At 39.2% G+C, this 19667-nt stretch carries 13 protein-coding genes; 4 read left to right on the top strand and 9 right to left on the bottom strand.

Annotated elements, in window-relative coordinates:
- The first annotated feature begins 318 nt into the window (after positions 1-318).
- Positions 319-789, top strand: coding sequence for a DUF1307 domain-containing protein (locus MKY30_RS09620; RefSeq protein ID WP_077604729.1), 471 nt, complete (start codon positions 319-321; stop codon positions 787-789).
- Positions 790-996: 207 nt separating this feature from the next.
- On the opposite strand, the gene MKY30_RS09615 is transcribed toward MKY30_RS09620, so the two are convergent.
- The 7 genes from MKY30_RS09615 to MKY30_RS09585 form a co-directional block, all read right to left on the bottom strand.
- Positions 997-2826 carry a glycoside hydrolase family 13 protein gene (locus MKY30_RS09615; protein WP_077604730.1) on the bottom strand — a complete coding sequence of 610 codons (1830 nt, stop codon included), beginning with the start codon at positions 2824-2826 and terminating at the stop codon, positions 997-999.
- 4 nt (positions 2827-2830) lie between these two features.
- Positions 2831-5251, bottom strand: a complete 2421-nt coding sequence (locus MKY30_RS09610; RefSeq protein WP_341083667.1) for a glycogen/starch/alpha-glucan phosphorylase — start codon at positions 5249-5251, stop codon at positions 2831-2833.
- Positions 5252-5718: 467 nt separating this feature from the next.
- Positions 5719-7149 (bottom strand): glycogen synthase GlgA, encoded by a 1431-nt coding sequence (glgA, locus tag MKY30_RS09605; RefSeq protein WP_077604732.1) that lies wholly within the window; start codon positions 7147-7149, stop codon positions 5719-5721.
- A gap of 14 nt (positions 7150-7163) precedes the next feature.
- On the bottom strand, positions 7164-8336 hold the full coding sequence (gene glgD, locus MKY30_RS09600) for a glucose-1-phosphate adenylyltransferase subunit GlgD (protein ID WP_077604733.1): 1173 nt from the start codon (positions 8334-8336) through the stop codon (positions 7164-7166).
- The gene (locus tag MKY30_RS09595) at positions 8326-9468 is read right to left on the bottom strand and encodes a glucose-1-phosphate adenylyltransferase (RefSeq protein ID WP_341083662.1); all 1143 of its coding nucleotides are present in this window, start codon (positions 9466-9468) and stop codon (positions 8326-8328) included. Before MKY30_RS09595 ends, glgD begins: the two co-directional genes overlap by 11 nt.
- A gap of 102 nt (positions 9469-9570) precedes the next feature.
- Complete coding sequence (glgB, locus tag MKY30_RS09590) at positions 9571-11499, bottom strand: 1,4-alpha-glucan branching protein GlgB (protein ID WP_341083661.1); 1929 nt, start codon at positions 11497-11499, stop codon at positions 9571-9573.
- A 19-nt stretch (positions 11500-11518) separates the two neighbouring features.
- Positions 11519-13279: a phospho-sugar mutase gene (locus tag MKY30_RS09585; RefSeq protein WP_341083660.1), complete on the bottom strand. Its 1761-nt coding sequence runs from the start codon at positions 13277-13279 to the stop codon at positions 11519-11521.
- A gap of 1380 nt (positions 13280-14659) precedes the next feature.
- Between MKY30_RS09585 and MKY30_RS09580 the strand changes: the two genes are divergently transcribed.
- Positions 14660-15217, top strand: a complete 558-nt coding sequence (locus MKY30_RS09580; protein ID WP_077604737.1) for a hypothetical protein — start codon at positions 14660-14662, stop codon at positions 15215-15217.
- A gap of 64 nt (positions 15218-15281) precedes the next feature.
- Here the strand turns inward: MKY30_RS09580 and MKY30_RS09575 are convergent, their stop codons facing one another.
- Together MKY30_RS09575 and MKY30_RS09570 are read right to left on the bottom strand one after the other, a co-directional pair.
- Positions 15282-16493 (bottom strand): MFS transporter, encoded by a 1212-nt coding sequence (locus MKY30_RS09575; RefSeq protein ID WP_077604739.1) that lies wholly within the window; start codon positions 16491-16493, stop codon positions 15282-15284.
- Between the two features lie 16 nt (positions 16494-16509).
- Positions 16510-16914, bottom strand: coding sequence for a MarR family winged helix-turn-helix transcriptional regulator (locus MKY30_RS09570; protein WP_077604740.1), 405 nt, complete (start codon positions 16912-16914; stop codon positions 16510-16512).
- Between the two features lie 206 nt (positions 16915-17120).
- Here MKY30_RS09570 and MKY30_RS09565 point away from each other — a divergent pair, with 206 nt between their 5' ends.
- Both MKY30_RS09565 and MKY30_RS09560 read left to right on the top strand, forming a co-directional pair.
- Positions 17121-18347 carry an amidohydrolase gene (locus MKY30_RS09565; protein ID WP_077604741.1) on the top strand — a complete coding sequence of 409 codons (1227 nt, stop codon included), beginning with the start codon at positions 17121-17123 and terminating at the stop codon, positions 18345-18347.
- Between the two features lie 29 nt (positions 18348-18376).
- A complete protein-coding gene (locus tag MKY30_RS09560; protein ID WP_341083656.1) occupies positions 18377-19597 on the top strand; it encodes an amidohydrolase in 1221 nt (406 codons plus the stop codon).
- Positions 19598-19667: the final 70 nt, after the last annotated feature.

Raw genomic sequence — 19667 nt, 5'->3', positions numbered from 1 at the left:
TCTCTTTTTCAATAAATGTTTAATTTTTTCTCTTCGTTCTTTTGCTTCCATTACTGTACCCCTTTTCTTATATAAGAATCTGATAAGACAATCTTTACTTAGTGATTGCCTTTATAAGCTTTATTTTAAACCTTACATCTAAATAATATCCAACATAACCTGAATTTCATAATGAACATCAAAAAAAAAGCAAATTACCACTACTTACAACACAGGATAATAGTCCAATTCTTTATTTTTTCTCAACTTTACTTTGACTTTAATGTTTTAATTCGATAAGCTAACTATAGTAAAATATGGATAGGAGTAAAGACTATAATGAAAAAAACAGCTTTTAGAATTACCGGATTATTATTTTTATTGATTGCTACTTTAGGATTGGCGGCTTGCGGATCTGAAGAAACAGTTACCCTTCAAGGTGATCAAATGGGAATGAGCATGGAAGTTACACTCGATGCTAAAGATGATGAAGTAACACATCAAACCGTCAAAACAGATATACCTTATTCTACGATGATGCTTGAATCAAAGGAAGAAGCTGAAGAATTGGATGAACAAATTCGTTCAGAATTCAAACCATTTGAGGATATAGAAGGCATCGAATTTGAGATTAAATATGGAGATGACGCACTTACACAAACCATTTCTGTAGATTTAACAGCTGTTGATATGGAGGAATTAAACAGCATCCCTGGTGCCAGCCTTCCAGCTATTGAAGACGATGAGTATATTAGCTTAGAAGAAACAGTTAAAGAATTAGAAGATGCAGGATTGGAAGTAGTAGAATAATATAATTACTCACGTAACATATAACCGTACCGTGCGTGGTGCGGTTTTTCTTATGTTTTCTTCCAGTAACACTCTAATACTATCCTACCATTCTATTACTCATGGGAAACTCTTTTGACTTTCCCGTTTTAAAAGGTAGGGGAATAGTAAATATGGAAGCAGGGTGCATAGCTCCATATCTATACACCCTGCTTTTTTAATGCTCATCTATATCTTTCCCGTTACAAAAAAATCACTTTTCCCATCCATCGTTAAATTATTGAAAATTTCCCTTAACACTTCATCCGTTAATGGCACCTCGCTCAAGAAATGCAGGTCATCAAAATGACAGGATTTTTCTGCATCATGGGGATTGATCATATAGATGGTATATTCATCATCTGTGAAACGAAGCATTCCTAATACCTCATCCGTATGGAAAAGAACAAAATCACCATATTTTAATGTGTTATTTTGTTTTCTTTCAGCTATCCATTTTTGACAATGATTGAAAATATCCTGATCGATATCCTCCCACGGGAAGAATTTGCGATTATCCGGATCCTGTTCTCCTGTAAGGCCAGCTTCGTCTCCATAATAAATACAAGGAATTCCCGGAGCAATCAGTAAAAAGCTCAGCGCTAGCTTCAGCCTTTCCTTATCCTCTCCTAAAAAAGTATAAATTCGTTTCGTATCATGTGTACCAATATTATTTAGATTATTGAACAGGACATCCTTCGGATAATTTTCATGAAGCTGTGTCAGCCTTTGACAAAGCTCCTGTGGAGATTTTTCCAATTGCAGCAGGTCTAACACTGTATTTCGGAATGGATAATTCATCACACCGTGCAGATGATTTCCTAAAATATATTGACGCCGCTTTTCATAGGCAATTTTATTGGAAGCATCCTCCCAGACTTCACCAATAAGTACTTTTTCCGGATATTGGTCCAGCTTATGGCGAATGCCTGCAATAAATTCATCTGGAAGCTCATCTGCAACATCTAATCGCCATCCATCCACACCCAGCTTGCTCCATTTATCAATGACACTGCTGTCATCCTGGTAGATATAGTCTTGAAATTCTTTGTTTGATTTATCTACTTCCGGGAGGTCATCAATTCCCCACCAGGATGCATACTTATCAGGATATTCACTGAAGCTGAACCAAGGATAGTATGGACTATCCTTGCTTCGGTATGCTCCCTTGTCTTCTCCAAAAGTGCCGTCATAATTGAAATAGATACTGTTTCTCCCGACATGACTGAATACGCCATCTAAAATAACATGGATTCCTTCTGCATGAAGGTCTTCTATAATTTCCTGAAATAACGCTTCATCACCGAGCATTGGATCAATCTTCATATAATCCGCTGTATCATAACGATGATTACTTGCTGCCTGAAAAATCGGGTTCAGATAAATCGCATTGATGCCTAAATCCTTCAGATAAGGTATCTTCTGTCTGATTCCTTCTAAATTCCCGCCATAAAAATCCCAGCGCAGAATTTCACCATTAGACCCGCGTACATACATCGGAGTATCACGCTTATCACCATAGATAAAACTGTTCCGCTTCGGTTTATTTACCTTCCCGTCTTGATTTCCGTTATAAAAACGGTCCGGGAAAATCTGATAAAATACAGCTTCCCGATACCAATCCGGTGTCTGTTCTTCCTTTTCAAAGCAGGTTAACTGGTATGGAATGACTTCATGCTGCTCTTGATACAGCCGTCCTTCTCCTTTTACAGCTGACGCACCCCAATACGCTGTTAATTCCCCGCCATGATCATCCTTCCACTTCACAGAGAAATAATAAAAATACAGACCCTTTCCTTCATGAGGTGAATAGATACAGGAGAACCGATTGTCCCCTATATCCTCCATCTGATATTTTTCTTCCTCACGACTTCCATTTTCTTTTCGAATAATAAATTGTGCTTCTATCACTTGATTTTCATGGATATCCATAGAGAATGTAACCTTTTCTTCAATCTGTACAGCTCCAAATGGCTTTTTATATTCACTTATCCATGAATTATAATAAACATGTGGCATAATACTATCCTTTCTCAGTAACAAATGAATCTTTCGGCTCTATTTTCCAAATATCCTCAGCGTAACGACGGACCGTCTCATCAGAAGAAAATCTGCCTCCATTGGCAATATTGATTAAGCTCATTTTTTGCCAGAAGGTTTGATCTCCATAAGCTTTATCAATTTCCTCCTGTGCTTTTACATAGGAATCAAAATCACGCAGTAAGAAATACTCATCATTATACTTAATGAGTGAATCAAAAATCTCCCGTCCTTCATAAACGATATTTGGAATGGTTCCATCAATAAACGCATTTAAAACACGGCGGATAATTGGATTTTCATCATACAGCTGTTGCGCAGAATATTCCTGATTCTCATAATATTCATAGACCTCTTTCTCTGTGAGACCGAAGATATAAATATTATCATCACCGACTGCATCCCTGATTTCTACATTGGCACCATCCAACGTAGCAAGCGTAATAGCTCCATTCAGCATCAGCTTCATATTACTTGTACCGGAAGCTTCCTTAGAAGCAAGCGAAATTTGTTCACTGACATCTGCAGCAGGAATAATCTTCTCTGCCAGGCTGACATTATAATTCGGTAAGAAAACGATCTTTATACGATCTTTGATATCCGGATCATTATTAATTAAATTAGCTGCTTCATTAATACACTTAATAATTACTTTTGCATAATGATAGCTTGGTGCTGCTTTTGCTCCAAAGATAAATACACGCTTTTGCATATCTAAATCCGGGTTTTCCTTTAAATCCTGATAAAGCTTGATAATATGCAATAGATTTAACAGCTGGCGTTTATATGCATGCAGCCTTTTAATTTGAACATCAAAGATAGCATCTGTGGAAACTTTAATTTCCGTTGTTTCCAAAATATAATCAGCAAGTACCTGTTTGTTTATTTTCTTTGCTTCAGCTAATTTTTCTAAAACTGCTTGGTCCGATTGATAGTTCATCAGCAATTTTAAATCTCCTGAATCCTGTCTCCATGTCTTTCCAATCGTTTCATCTAATACGCTTGACATTGGTTCATTCACAATCTGCGACCATCTGCGCTGCGCAATTCCATTCGTTTTATTATTAAAACGGTCTGGATAAATAATATAAAAATCATGTAAAACAACAGATTTTAATAAATCCGAATGTAATTTTGCCACGCCATTGGTACTGTGACTGCCGATAATAGACAAATGCGCCATATGAACCTGTCCATTACGAATAATCCGGGTGCGTTCTACCAAATCATGCGGATGCAGCTCCTGCATAGTCTGTACATAACGCGCATCAATCTCTTCAATAATTTGATACATTCGTGGTAATGTGCGCTGCATTAAATCAATCGTCCATTTTTCTAATGCTTCAGCCATAATTGTATGGTTTGTATAACTCATTACTTTTACGGTGACATCCCAAGCCTGCTCCCAGGATAAATCTTCTTCATCAATTAAGATGCGCATCATTTCCGGCACACATAAGGCAGGATGCGTATCGTTAATATGGATAGAAATATATTCACTGAGATTAGAGATTGGCTTCTGAACCCGATTTTTATAGTGGCGGATAATACTTTGAATTCCTGCTGATACAAAGAAATATTCCTGCGTTAAACGGATTAAACGTCCATGTTCATTGGAATCATCTGGATAAAGAACCGCTGTTAAATCCTCCAGTTCTCTGCGTCCTTGGATACTTTGATATTTACCCTCCTCAGAATCAGGGATTTCTACAGACCATAGCCGCAGTGTATTCACCACATTATTCTCATAGCCTACCATTCCTGTATCATAAGGAACTGCCCGAAGTATACGTTCATTCTCGTACACCGGCTTTAATTTTCCTTCCATTGTTTCTGCTAAGTACACATGCCCGCCGACACGGACATCGACAGCTTTACTTTCTCTGCGTATTTCCCAAATATTCCCGCCCTGCAGCCATTCATCTGGAAGCTCTACCTGATAGCCGTCCACGAAACGCTGCTTAAAAAGTCCGTAATCATAGCGGATGCCATTTCCATTTCCCGGAAGACCACAGGAAGCTATCGAATCCATAAAACAGGATGCTAATCGTCCAAGACCTCCGTTTCCTAAAGCCATATCCTTTTCCACTTCGGCCAGACTGTCTAAATCAATCCCGAGATCTGTTAAGGCTTCTCTTGCCGTATCCAGCAATCCCAGATTCAATAAATTACTTTTCAGCATTCTGCCAGGTAAAAATTCAATTGAAAAATAGTAAACCTGCTTTTTATGTTTATCCACATAATACTTCCATGTATCTCTCCAAGCATCAGAGTAACGCGCCTTCACCAAAGCTCCTAATGTATAGAAAATCTCTTGCTTACTCGCGTCCTCCAGCTCTCTTGCATAATTCTCTCTCAGTCTCTGCTTTAATTCTTCTTTGAATACTTCTTTATCTAAAGCCATGTATTAAGCCTCTTTTCTGCATTATCTAAGTTCAGCTGCAAGCACTGCTTTTAAGAAATCAAATTCCAAACAAGCATATCACCTTTTTTCTTAAAAAAGCTGCTTATTCCACTTAAACTGATGCTGCTATGTGTTTTTTTCAATTTATAAGAAGGTGTTCAAAAAGTCCGATAAATAGGACCAAGAAGTTCAAGGCGACGAGCTTTTTACGAACGGGCTTCCACAGGATGTGGTGACTTCTGTGTTGTCCACAAATGTTTTCGGTGGGACGAGTAATCGCAGTCCCAGGACGTGGACGGTCTTAACAGAAGTTCCTCTATGCTTTATAATACGTGAGTATCGGAAAAAGCTCGTCAACGCACTTCCGCAGGATGCGGTGACTTCTACGTTGCCCACACGACGTGGGCGTTCTTAGTAGAAGATCCTCTTATCGCCGTGTCATTTTTATTGGACTTTTTGAACATCCTCTATAATATTTCTTTGTAAAGCGCATGGTACTGTCCGCTGGATGTTTCCCAGCTGAAATCCTGTGACATTGCTGTATGCATAAGATTTCTCCAAACATCCTGCTCATCCTGATAAACATGCACTGCTTTTTTCAATGCGTCCATCATGTAGTATGGAGTAAATAAGGAAAAACCAAACCCGGTGCCTGTTTTTTCAATTGGATTATACGGTTCTACTGTATCCTTCAATCCGCCTATTTCATGAACCACCGGCAGGGTTCCGTAACGCATAGAAATCAGCTGTGATAACCCGCACGGTTCAAATTTAGATGGCATCAGGAACATGTCAGCTCCGGCATAAATCTTTTGCGCAAGTGTCACATCAAATGTAATATTTACTGCACACTTATTTGGGTACCATTCCGAAATCAATCGAAAATGGTGTTCAAATGATGGATCGCCGGTCCCCAGCAGAACAAACTGAACATCATATTGCAGCAGATTTTCCAGTTCTTCCAGGACAAGATGAAAACCTTTCTGGTGTGTCAGACGGCTGACAACCGCAATCACCGGGACCTCCTCCCGTACAGGCAGCCCCATTAACTCCTGTAATTCTTTCTTACAATCTTTTTTGCCTTCTAAGCTGGTTAAAGAATAGTTAGATTTCAACGCCGGATCTGTTTCCGGATTATTAATCTCATAATCTATTCCATTAACAATGCCGGACAGTTTTCCTTGCTCCTGTCTGAGAATTCCCTCTAAGCCGTTACCAAATTCCGCGGTTTGAATTTCCGCCGCATAAGAATGGCTGACAGTATTTACCTTGTCCGCATACACAATACCCGACTTCAGAAAGTTAATATCATTTTCAAAACGAATTGTTCCATCATGGTATTTCCTATCGCCAACTCCAAACAAATCAGATAGCACTTCCGGGTTGTATCGTCCCTGAAATTCAATATTATGAATTGTCAACACTGTTCGAATAGATTGATAAGCTTCCACCCAATGATATTTTTCTTTCAGGAGAAATGGCACCATAGCTGTATGGAAGTCATTTACATGGATAATATCAGGAATATAATCGACTGCTTCCATCATCTCAATCAGGGCAAGCTGAAAGAAAGCAAAGCGTTCTCCATCATCATAAAAACCATATAAATCATCCCGGTTAAAATAATACAGGTTATCAATAAAATAATAGGTGACATTGTCCATTTCTAAACGTTCAATACCACAATATTGATTTCTCCAGCCTACATCTATGGATAAAGCGCCTACGTGCTCACAGCGTTCCCTGTACGCAGCCGGCATCTTTTTGTGAAGTGGCAGTACGACTGCCACTTCTATATCTTTCTTTGCTAATTCCTTTGGTAGCGCACCAATCACATCTCCGAGACCGCCTGTCTTAAAAAACGGTGCACATTCCGCACTAGCAAATAATAATTTCATGTATATTTTTCCCCCTATCTCTCTATATCGCTGACTGCTACTCCATTTGCGAGGATATCATTGGTTACATGCTGGTATTTTTCAATAACAACCGGGTTTTCTCTTGTTCCAATTATCTGTACACCCGGATCCACGACCACCTCTTTATCCAGAATAGCGTTCTGGACCCTCGCGCCAGCACATATTTTTGCATTCGGCATAATGATAGAGTCGATGACTTCTGTTCCTTTATCCAACACTGTACCACGGGATATGGAGGATCCTTCTACCTTACCTTCAATAATACATCCTGTGGCAAAATGGCTGTTATTTACTTCTGATGAGTCTGAATAATATGTTGGAACTTCATTTTTTAATTTGGTATATATTTTTTGATTAGAATAGAGGAGAGAACTGAATTTTTGTTGATTAAGCATATCAAGTGATGCATTATAGTACGAGTTAATGTCAAAAATATTACTTAGATAACCCGTGTGTTCATAAGTTGAGCTTTTTACAGTATGAATTTTTTTGCGAAGAAAATCTTGGATGTCGGCTGGAGTTCCCTCCTGCTGGCCTTCCTTCAACTGCCGGATCAGCCAATTTGTCTGAACAATATAAATATCCATGCAGAGATTCTCCTGATCCGCAGTCTGCAAATGCTCCATATACGGACGCACTTCTGTAATCTGCCCATTTTCAGTCAAAGATAATACGGCATCTGTCTGACATATTTTTTCAGATTCAACCTTTTTATAAACAACTGTCATTTCATTATTTTGCTGCTGATGAATTTTTAAAACGGCACGTAAGTCAATATTACAAATCATTTTACTGCTCATATAAACCGTATACTCTGATTTAGATTTTTCCAGATAATCAATCAGTGGACGGTAATAGCTTTGATTATGTGCTTTTAATTTCAAAAAGTCCTGGTAAAGATGAATAAAGAAACGGTTATGCACGCCATCTAAATTCCATTCTTTTCCCCCGCCGATATGATCGAATACAGATTGTGTTTCACCTTCATTAAAAATCATATAAACTGTATTTATATTGGCATTAACAATACTGGAAAGCGGAAAATCAATCAGTCTGTATTTGCAGGCAAACGGTAATGTTGCTAATGGCCTCTCATTGGTTAATGGAAGTAAAGCGTTATAGCGTTGAATATTCCCTAAAACAGCACAAATTTTATTAGCCCTCATCCATCGTCACTCCAATCACTTCAGAATAACCTACTACTCCTATATCTTCCGTTCCATCAATTACTGTATTATCGCCAACAACCGCATCTTCCCCGATAATTGCCCGGTGAATACTTACATTCCTGCCAATACTTGCTCCCGGCATAATAAAGCTGTCTGTAATTTGCGAGCCTTCTTTTACCTGAACATCATTTGATAGAATACTATTTTTAATATTTCCTGCAACGTAACATCCATCAACAATTAAAGAATCTGTCACAGACGCGGTGTCTGTTAAAAAGTTTGGTGGTGAAATGGTATTTTTGGAATATACACGCCATGATTTATCACGGATATCCAGATTCATCTCCGGGTTAATAAATTCCATATTTGCTTCCCATAGAGAGTCAATCGTTCCAACATCCTTCCAATAACCGGCAAAGCGGTAAACAAACACATTTTCTCCTCCTTCTAAGTAAGAAGGAATAACATGTTTTCCAAAATCCAGCATGTGATCGTCTTTGGAATAACTGCTTAATAGAACTTCTCTCAATCTGCTCCAATTAAAAATATAGATTCCCATCGATGCCAGATTACTCTTTGGATTCTCAGGCTTTTCTTCAAATTCAATAATCCGGTCATTTTCATCTGTGTTCATAATTCCAAAACGGGAAGCTTCTTTTTCAGGGACTTCGAGTACTGCAACAGTTAAAGAAGCGTCATTTGCTTTATGTGTTTCCAGCATCTCTTCATAGTCCATTTTATAAATATGATCTCCAGATAATACAAGCAGATATTCCGGATTCATCTCATCGATATAAGAAATATTCTGATAAATCGCATGTGCTGTCCCTTCAAACCATTTACCGCCCTCTGAACCGGCATAAGGCTGAAGAATTGTCACACCGGAATTAATTCCATCAAGCCCCCAACTTGTCCCATTATCTACGTGATTATTTAAAGCAAGCGGCTGATACTGCGTCACAACCCCCACATTTTTTATTCCGGAGTTAGCACAATTACTTAGAGTGAAATCAATTATGCGGTATCTTCCTCCAAACGGAACAGCAGGTTTAGCAATATTTTTTGTTAATTTCCCCAATCGTGACCCTTTTCCTCCTGCAAGAATCATTGCTAGCATCTCATTTTTCATATACGCGGTGAAAGCAGCCTTTCACCTGTCCCCCTTTCAACTACTCTTCTAAATTTATTGTAAAAAATGAAGCATGTAATTCAGCTTATATATGTTGGAAAATTACTTAGCAGCTGGTCGTTTTCTCGATATTTTAATACTCTCAGGGCGCAGAATTAACGCTCCCAGCGCCGGGACAACAGTTTTTATACGATAAGGATACTCCTTAAAAGGAACATCCTCTGTCAATTGATCAGGGTTATGTTCTTCCCATGTACCGCCAAATTCTTTCATTTCCGTATTCCATATTTCTTTGTAGCTTCCTTGATAGGGAACGCCGATATGAAAATCCTGACGCTCTACAGGGGTCATATTTAAAACAATAATCAGAAAATCTTTTTTCTTCTTACTTTTCCGAATAAAACTAAGAACAGAATCGTTATGGTTATCGGCATCGATAATTGAAATTGTATCGTAGCTCTCTTCCAGCTCCCATAGCGCCGGCTGTTCTTTATAGAACTGATTCAGACTGGAGGTAAAATGCTGCATATTTTTGTTAAAGGCATCCTCTAAATCCAGCCATTCCAATCCTTCATCATATTTCCACTCTAAAAATTGTCCCCACTCACTTCCCATAAACAAGAGTTTCTTTCCGGGGTGGGTCATCATATACGTATACATATTACGCAATTGAGCAAATTGTTTATACCTGTCTCCCCACATCTTATGCATTAAGCTCTTCTTTCCATGAACAACCTCATCATGGGAGAGCGGCAGAATATAATTTTCCTGCATCATATACATAAAGGAGAAGGTGATTAAGTTAAAGTGATCCTTCCGAAATGCCGGGTCCATTTCATAAAATTTAAGCACATCATTCATCCAGCCCATATTCCACTTATAATCAAAGCCAAGTGCACCTGTCTCAGCCAGTCCAGTAATCTGGGTATCAGAAGAACTCTCCTCCGCAACCATAATAGCTTCCGGATGAGCTAGTTTGATAACTGCATTCAGCTTCTGCAGAAAATAATACCCTTCAAAGTTTCTGTTTCCACCTTCATGATTCGGTTCCCAAGGACCATCATCATAATCTAAATAAAGCATGCTGGAAACTGCATCAACACGAATCCCGTCAATATGGTACATCTCCAGCCAAAACATTGCACTTGAAATGAGGAAGGATTGCACTTCCGGTTTGCCTAAATCAAAATTGACAGAACCCCAGCGGACATTCGCTGCCCGGTCCGGGTCCTGATATTCAAATTGAGGAGTACCATCATACTTTGCAAGCGCATCATCATTGACACAGAAATGACCTGGAACCCAATCCACAAAAACACCTATATTATTCCGATGGCACTCCTCTACAAAGTCCTGAAACTCCTCCGGTTTACCATAATAAGAGCTTAAAGCAAAATAGCCTATCAGCTGATACCCCCATGATGCACCCAATGGATGCTCCATTAATGGCATGAACTCGATATGGGTATACCCCATTTCTTTTGCATAAGGAATTAATTCTTCCTTTAAGTCCGCAAAAGAATAAGGGGTCCCATCTTCATGATGCTTCCAGGAGCTGGCATGTACCTCATAGATATTTATGGGGCGTCTGAAGAAATTAGAACGCTTCTTTCTCCCGTACCATAAGCCATCCTTCCATTTTTTCTGCGGAACATGATGAATGACAGCAGCATTGTCAGGACGTTTTTCAAAGGCAAATGCAAATGGATCAATTTTATAAACCTCTCTGCCATCCTCCTGGCGCACCTTATACTTATATAAATCATTTTCTGCAGGCTTTGTGGTGAATACCTCCCAAAAACCGTATTCTTCATTTTTATGCATTGGCAGAGATTCATCCCAATCATTAAATGTTCCTACCAGCCATATCTGTTGTGCATGAGGAGCCCAGACACGGAAAACAAAGCCTGTCCCCTCTTCCCGCTCTTCTTGGTGATAACCGAAAACGTGCTGACTGTAAAAATTTTCGCCAGTGTGAAACCTTTTTATCGCATCTTCTGTTTCCAATTTCAAATACTCATTTGTATGCATTTCTTCACCCCGCCACTCATTAAAGCTTATTCTTGAGGAGACTTTTAGCTGGGGTTACATTAGTTACTTCAGAAATAGCTGCTGAAAAAGCTTTTATTTTTTCCTCTGCCGCCTCTTCACTCCCTGCTTTTACACCGATATAGAACTTGATTTTAGGCTCCGTCCCCGACGGTCGTGCCGCTATCCAGCTCTCATCCTCCAAAAAGTATTTCAATACATCTGAAGCCGGTGTATTCAATGAGGTTACTGAGCCGTCTGCATGTACTTTTTTCTGTGTTTTATAATCTTCTGTACTGACTACCTTTATTCCTCCGAAAGATTCCGGAGATTCTTCCCGCAGCTGCCGCATTAAAGAGGCAATTTTCGCTGATCCTTCTAAACCGCTCATAGTAATAGAAATTGTTTTTTCCTGGTAGCAGCCATATTCAGCAAATATTTTCTGCAGGGCATCATATAAATTTTCATCTTTCTGCTTATAGTAGGTAGCTACTTCAGCAATCAATACCAGTGCCTGAATCGCATCTTTATCCCTGACAAATGGTTTCACCAGATAGCCATAGCTCTCTTCAAAACCAAACATAAATGTCTGCGTTCCATCCTCCTGATATTGCTGAATTTTTTCAGCGATAAATTTAAAGCCTGTAAGCACATTGACCATTTTAGTCTGGTATTTTTCAGCTATTGCTGTAGAGAGTTCACTCGAAACAATTGATTTTAATGCTACAGCATTATCCGGCAGTGTGCCTGCTTCTTTCCGCGCCTTTAAAATATAATCCAGCATCAGCGCTCCAATTTGATTGCCGCTTAACACTTTATATGTTTCATCCGGAAGCTTAACAGCGACACCAAGACGGTCGGCATCCGGATCTGTTGCCACCAGCAAATCCGCACCCTCTTTTTCACCTAAAGAAATAGCATATTCGAACGCGGAATGCTCTTCCGGATTAGGTGATTTGACAGTAGTAAAGTCAGGATCAGCGACACTTTGCTCAGGGACAAGTGAAAATCCTTTAAATCCGGCTTGCTCTAATGCTTTTTCTCCAAGCATTTTCCCCGCACCATGCAGCGGTGTAAAAACAAGCTTTAAATCCTTTCCTTCTCCTGATACCAGTTCTCTGTCAATGGTTACTGTGTCTACTTCCTGCAAATAAGCATCATCTACTTCCTTACCGATTATTTTCAGAAGGCCTTTCTCTTTTGCCTCTTCTTCAGATAACACTTCTATTTGCAGAGGGTTCTCCACTGAACGGACATATTCTGTTAACGCATCTGCATCTTTCGGCGGCATTTGTCCTCCGCTTTCCCCATAGATTTTATAGCCATTATAATTTGCGGGATTATGTGATGCAGTAATCATAATTCCGGTAAATGTATTTAAATGTCTTACAGCAAAGGATAATTCAGGAGTCGGGCGCAATGATTCAAATACATAAGCCGGAATCCCGTGACGCGCAAGTGTCCTTGCAGCTTCTAAAGCAAATTCAGGAGATTTATGCCTGGAATCGTAAGCTATCGCTACTCCTCTGGATTTATTCTCTTCTGTCTGACTTTCCATAAATCGGGCAAGGCCTTCTGTAGCCTGTCTCACTGTATAAATGTTCATTCGATTAATTCCCGGACCTAATATTCCACGCATGCCGGCAGTACCAAATTCTAAGGGATGTGAGAAAGCATCTTCTAATTCTGTTTCATTTTTTAAGAGACTTTCTAATTCTGTTTTGAGCTCTCTATCAAGAGCTTCTTCATTCTTCCATTGTTCATAGGTGCTTTGATATGACATAAACATTCCCCCTTCAACATTAAAAACAATGCACTATCTCACTGCTATTTAGAAATAACTTTATATTTTCCAGAAAATACTAGAAATTGGTACAAAAAAACATCGCTTTTCCCCATTATTATATATTGTTAATATATGGAATGGTCCTATGTTATACATGATAACATGATTGCGATGTTTACGTTTTGTTTAAAAATATTCCCTTGAAATATATTCTATTTTGTTCTCCGGCCGTTTTTCAAGCTGTCCAAAAATGACAAAATATTCTAAATTTTGGAGATGTAGACAAATTTCCTGCACAGCCAAATAGCACTCATTTCTATTTAACAGTAAGAAGGTTATTTGAGTTCATTATACTATAAATCCTTACAGAATTATACATTGAATTTAAGAAAAAGAGATTAATTTCATAATTTATTCAGATAAATATAAATGAAGTTATTTTTATTGCTTATCTACTCAACTTTCGCACTTTAAAAAGAAACTTCCTATCCATAGGAATAGGGGTTGATCATTTCTTCCGTATATCTATTGATAAAGATAGAAGGTAAGGTGTAAAGCTGTAAAGCGACCGCTACGGCGGACCGTTTTGCTTTCCTAGGGGCACGCTCTTCAGCTAACTTTTGCCAAGAAGAGCACTTGGCAAAAGTGGATCTTCAGATGGTGCTTAATCCCTCAGGAGTCAAAACGGTCCGCCTCCGCTAGCAGGGTGGGTTCTATACTGAAATAACTGGACAAATAAAAGGCAGATCTAACAGAACAAATTTTTTGTGTTAAATGGTAAACATGCCTAGTAATCCTTATTTCTGATGCATGAAAGCTATTCTCGATATGAATTATTCATGCTGTCATGATTTGAACTGTTAAAAACCATTTGAAACATCAGCATGATTGTTTATTTAGGCTAAAAAACGATGATTTCATTTTACTTTATCAGGATATTATTTCTTCCTTGTGCTGTAGAATCCTATTAGAGCGCAGGCCAACCACGTAGACTCCTATGGGAACAGGGCGAGCTGAAGATCCACTTGAAAAGCGGGTTTCTTTTCAAGTTAGCTGAAGCCGTCCCCATGGAAAGCGGAGTGGTTGGCCGGAGCGGAAGCTATACACAATAATCTGTTCAAAAAATAAAAAGATGAATTAACTAAAAACAAGCATGATAATAGAGACCATGTACAGCCTGGAATAGCAAGGTTAGTGTATTTATTCTTAGGTGCGAAAGTTGAGTTATCTATAAAAAATATAAACTCTTATAATAGAATAACTTTCTATTTAAATATGGTCCCTGAAGATGCGAACAATCAGATAATCCCTCATTATTTTTCAGTTAAAACTCTGTTATGATTAAAATAAATAACAGAAAGAAAGGAGATTTGCATATTGTTACATGCTCTGGCAAAGACAGCCGATATATTAAATGAAAATAATATAATCTGGGGACTTGGCGGCTCATTAATGCTTCATATGCACGGGATAATAGATAATCCAAATGATATTGATCTCTTAGTTTCGGAAAATCATGCTCCTCTTGCCGGAAAAGTGCTGGATAACCTGGGGGAAAGAAAAGAAACGGTTCACTCCCCGCCTTTTAAAACAGCATTCTTTGCTAAATATAGAGTAGAAAATACACCAGTTGATTTAATGGGCGGTTATTCTATCATACATGAGGAAGGTACTTATAAACTTGCGTTTGAGAAAAATAATATTGCAGATAGCACAAGCTTTAATGGGAAAACCATATACTTGTCATCTTTGGAAGACTGGTATGTATTATATAGTTTAATGCCGAACAGAGAAGAAAAGGTTCATCTCATTGAACAGCACTTTAAAGAAAAAGGAATTAACCACCCCGATCTGCTCATAAAAGCATTAAGGCAGCCTTTACCGGAACCGCTAAGAAATAAAATACAGTATTTTCTATCATTAGAAGACAGTTAAAAAATTCAAATAGAAAAAACCTGCATTCTCTGTGCAAATACAGAAAATACAGGTTTCTTCTATATTATTGTGCCAACGCTTGTGAATGCGCAGAGGAGGCTTTTTTGCCATGCAGAGCAGCGTATAATCCTGCAGTTGCCAGAACAACGATACCTAACACGATGTAAAGTGTGCTGTGTCCAATAGCCGGCGCAATAAGACCAAGCAAGTATGGTCCAAAACCTAATCCTCCATCTAAGAAGATAAAGAAGGTGGATGTAGCCAGCCCCATACGATGCGGCGGTGTCAATTTGACCGCAATAGCCTGTGTACAGGATTGCATATTACCAAAACCCAGCCCAATTAATACACCAGCCAGTAATAATGTGAATCCGCTATGCGCAAATCCCAGCACAATCATACCGATTGTAAACAGAACAAACGCAGGATACATCACGATATTGGCTCCTTTTAAATCTATTAAACGGCCGGTAAATGGACGTGAAAGTAATACAGCAATGGAATAAACAAGGAAGAATACACTTGCTGTACTTACTAGATCCAGCTCTATCGCATAGGAATTAAGGAAGGACAGAACACTGGAATAGCAAAGAGCTAAAATAAGAGTGATAATTGCAATCGGCACAGCTCTTGGCTCTACAAATTGAGCAATAAAACGTCCTTCTTCTTCTTTTTCTATCTTTTTCTCTTCCTCTGTCTCCACAATAACTGGGATTTTCACAAAAAAGATAGTGAAGAAACTGATAATACCTATTGCTAAACAGAGACCAAATATCCCTTGCATACTGGTGTGCTGGCTCATATACAAACCGACGAACGGTCCTAAAGCAGTGGACAGGGTGGCACTCATACTGTAGTAGCCGATCCCTTCGCCCTTTCTTTCGGCCGGAATAATTTGAGCTACAATGGTACCAGTCGCTGTGCTTGCAAAACCGAGTCCAATACCATGAATAAACCGGTTAAGGAGTAAAAAGCCGATACCAAAATTAAAGAAATATAAAGCAGTAGCTAAAATAAATATAATAGCTCCGATAAATAATGTTCTTTTCTGACCAAATTTTTCAATATAACGGCCAATAAAAAGACGCCCAATCAGTGCGCCGACAATAAATATACCAACAACTAATCCTGATTGACTTGCAGATGCATTAAATTCTTCTGCTGCATAAACTCCCATCACAACAACAAGAAGATAAAAAACAAGTGTCAATAAAAAATTAACTGCGGAGACGATAATAAAATCTTTTGTCCATAACTTCGATTTGTTACTCACTATAAAACCCTTCTTTACTTTATATATTATCTTGAATCTTCATTAAAAATTGAAAAGCAGTCTGCTGCTCTTCTTCCGATAGCCCCTTAGAAATATGATGCTCTAAAGCTGTGATCTCTTCCCTGCATATTTGATAAATATGTTTCCCTTCAGTGGTCAACTCCATAATTTTCTCTCTGCGGTTGGCACTCGGAACTTCTTCAATTAAACCTAGCTCCTGCAGCCGATGGACACGTCTTGTAATGCTCGGCTTCTCAACTTGGTAATAATTCGAAATATCAACCAGCGTGGAGGTTCCTTCATCTTTTAAGTACACAATAACCTGCCATAATGAATAAGAGAGCTGATATTTTTCCAGCAGCTCATTCAGGCTTTTCATTAACGGCCGGTAAATTCTTATATATTGCCGGAATAAACCTTCCATATTATTTCCCTCCGAAAAATAATTAACTAGGGTAACTATTAACCTAGGTAACTATACATCTTATTTTTATGTTTGTCAAGACCTCCTTTTCATGTAAACGCACACATGAAAAACACCTATTTTCTTCTTCTTTACAGATGCCTATGATAGCATAAGGTAAGAAAGAGAATAATTTCTTCTTTTAAAGAGTAAAGGAGGGTTTCCTATTGCGTGCGAAAGCTTATTGGTTAACAAATGCTACACTGGAAACAGGATATCAGGTGCAGCATGGAATAATTTCCGGTACACAGACAGATACATTTCATATACAGATTGAGAATGGAAAAATAAAAGAAATTTTACCAGCTAAAGTATCAATTGCATCTGACCTGCCCAAATACGATGCAAAGCAATATCTGATGCTCCCATCATTTAGAGACATGCATATCCATCTGGATAAAACCTATTATGGCGGAAAGTGGAAGGCTCCTTCTATTCCTAAAAATGGCATTTGGACAAGGCTGCAGGAGGAAGAGAAGCTGATTCCTGAACTACTTCCTCAAGCAGCTGACAGAGCAAAGAAATTAATGGATTTACTTCTATCTGCGGGGACGACACATATCCGTTCTCACTGTAATGTAGGACCAATTGAAGGACTGCATCATTTGGAAGCACTTCTGCGTGCTGCAGAGGACTATCAGGATAAAGCCTTTGTAGAAATTGTTGCTTTTCCGCAGCAAGGTATGCTCAGAAGCAATGCAGCCAGCTTTGTCCGGGACGCATTGCGAAATGGTGCCGGTTATGTGGGAGGCGTTGATCCAGCCAGCATTGACGACGATATAGAAAAATCCTTACAAACAGTTATGGAACTTGCTGTAGAAGGAGACGCGAAAATTGATATTCATCTGCATGAAACTGGACAATTAGGTATTTTTACAATGAAACGATTAGCGGCGCTGACAGAGGAAGCTGGCTGGCAGGGAAGAGTAACACTCAGTCACGCATTTGCACTGGCCGATATTCACGGAAATGAACTTGATGAAATGGCAGAAATCCTTGCACAGCAAGGTATATCTATTGCTTCTTCTGTTTCATTATCAAAAACGATTCCTATCCCTTTCTTACATCAAAAAGGTGTTGAGGTATTCTTAGGTGATGATAGTATTATCGATCATTGGTCGCCATTCGGAAAAGGCGACAGCTTAGAAAAGACGGGTCTGCTTGCAGAACGTTTCGGCTTAAGCGATGAACGCGCTCTTGGACAAACCCTTCAATATATTACTGGCGGTATTACACCTCTTGGCAAAGACGGTGAACAGGTATGGCCAAAACATGGAGATACTGCCAGCTTTGTATTAGCAGATGCAAGCTGCTCTGCTGAAGCTGTAGCCAGAAGAGCACCAAGAAAAGCAGTGTTTTATCAAGGAAAGCAGATCACAGGCAGTTTACGTTGATAAATCTATCATGAAAGGAAATGAACAGAATGCATACAAGCCAGTGGATTAAAAATGTACAGCTAGAAAAAAACTATAAAGAAGAAGATGGATATATTACCGGGGCAGAAACAGAATTATCTCACCTTCTCATAAAAAGCGGGAAAATAGAGCAGATTATTTCTGCTGACCAAGCAATTACCGATAATATTCCCCAAATAGACGCAAAAGGATTACTGGCTCTCCCTTCCTTTATCGAAAAGCATTGCCATTTAGATAAAACTTTATTGGGTGATGAATGGCGCCCTGTGATTCCGACCAAAAATATTTTCGAACGTTTCGAAGTAGAGAAAAGAGTACTGCCTACATTGGCAACAACAACCCGGGAAAGAGCGGAAAAATTGCTGGATATTTATTCTCACGCCGGTGTAACAAAAGTCCGGACACATGTTGATCTGTATCCAGAAGCAGGATTGAAGAATTTGGATGAGGTAAAAAAAGCTCTGCACAGCTATGAAAACAAGCTGGCTTCAGAAATAGTCGCTTTTCCACAGCATGGATTACTGCGTTCCGATTCGAAGCATCTAGTAAAAGAAGCTCTCAGACAGGGAGCCGGCTATGTTGGCGGTGTTGACCCTGCAAATGTAGACGGAAATATTGAAGCTTCCCTGCAAACAATGATTGAGCTGGCTGTGGAAGCAGAAGCCGGCATTGACTTACATTTACATGATGCAGATCATTTAGGAACCTTTACCATGAAACGATTGGCAGAGTTGACCATGGAAGCTGGATTACAAGGAAAAGTGTACATCAGCCATGCATTCGGCCTTGGCGATGTTTCTCTGAATCAGGCGGAGGAGTTAGCAGAGATACTTGCTGATGCCGGTGTCGGCATTATCAGCAGTGTTCCAAACAACCGGAAGTTTCCTCCGCTCGAATTGTTAAAAAATAAAGGAGTTGAGACAGCAGTCGGCTGTGACAATATCTTTGATGTCTGGTCTCCTTTTGGAAATGGAGATATTTTAGAACGTTTAGGTCAGCTGGCAGAAATATACCGCTGGGTTGACCAGCCCTCACTGACACAGTCATTAGGCTACATTACCGGCGGGAAAACAACATTAACGAAAGCTGGAAAACAAGCCTGGCCAAAAGCCGGTGATGAAGCAAATATGGTATTTGTTAAGGCTTCTTGTTCTGCAGAGGCTGTTGCAAGGCGGTCCGAACATGTAGCAACAATGTTTAAAGGAAACGTGGTTGCTGGTGAGTTGTAATCATAGGCCTAGATAAATAACATCTTAAAAGAGACACAACATCAGGATAGGTCCCTACTCCCTGATGTTG

The organism is Oceanobacillus sp. FSL W8-0428 (genome assembly GCF_038004405.1).
GTDB lineage: Bacteria > Bacillota > Bacilli > Bacillales > Amphibacillaceae > Oceanobacillus > Oceanobacillus sojae.
Note: the sequence above shows the minus strand (reverse complement) of the source record. Positions and strands in the feature narration are given on the sequence as shown.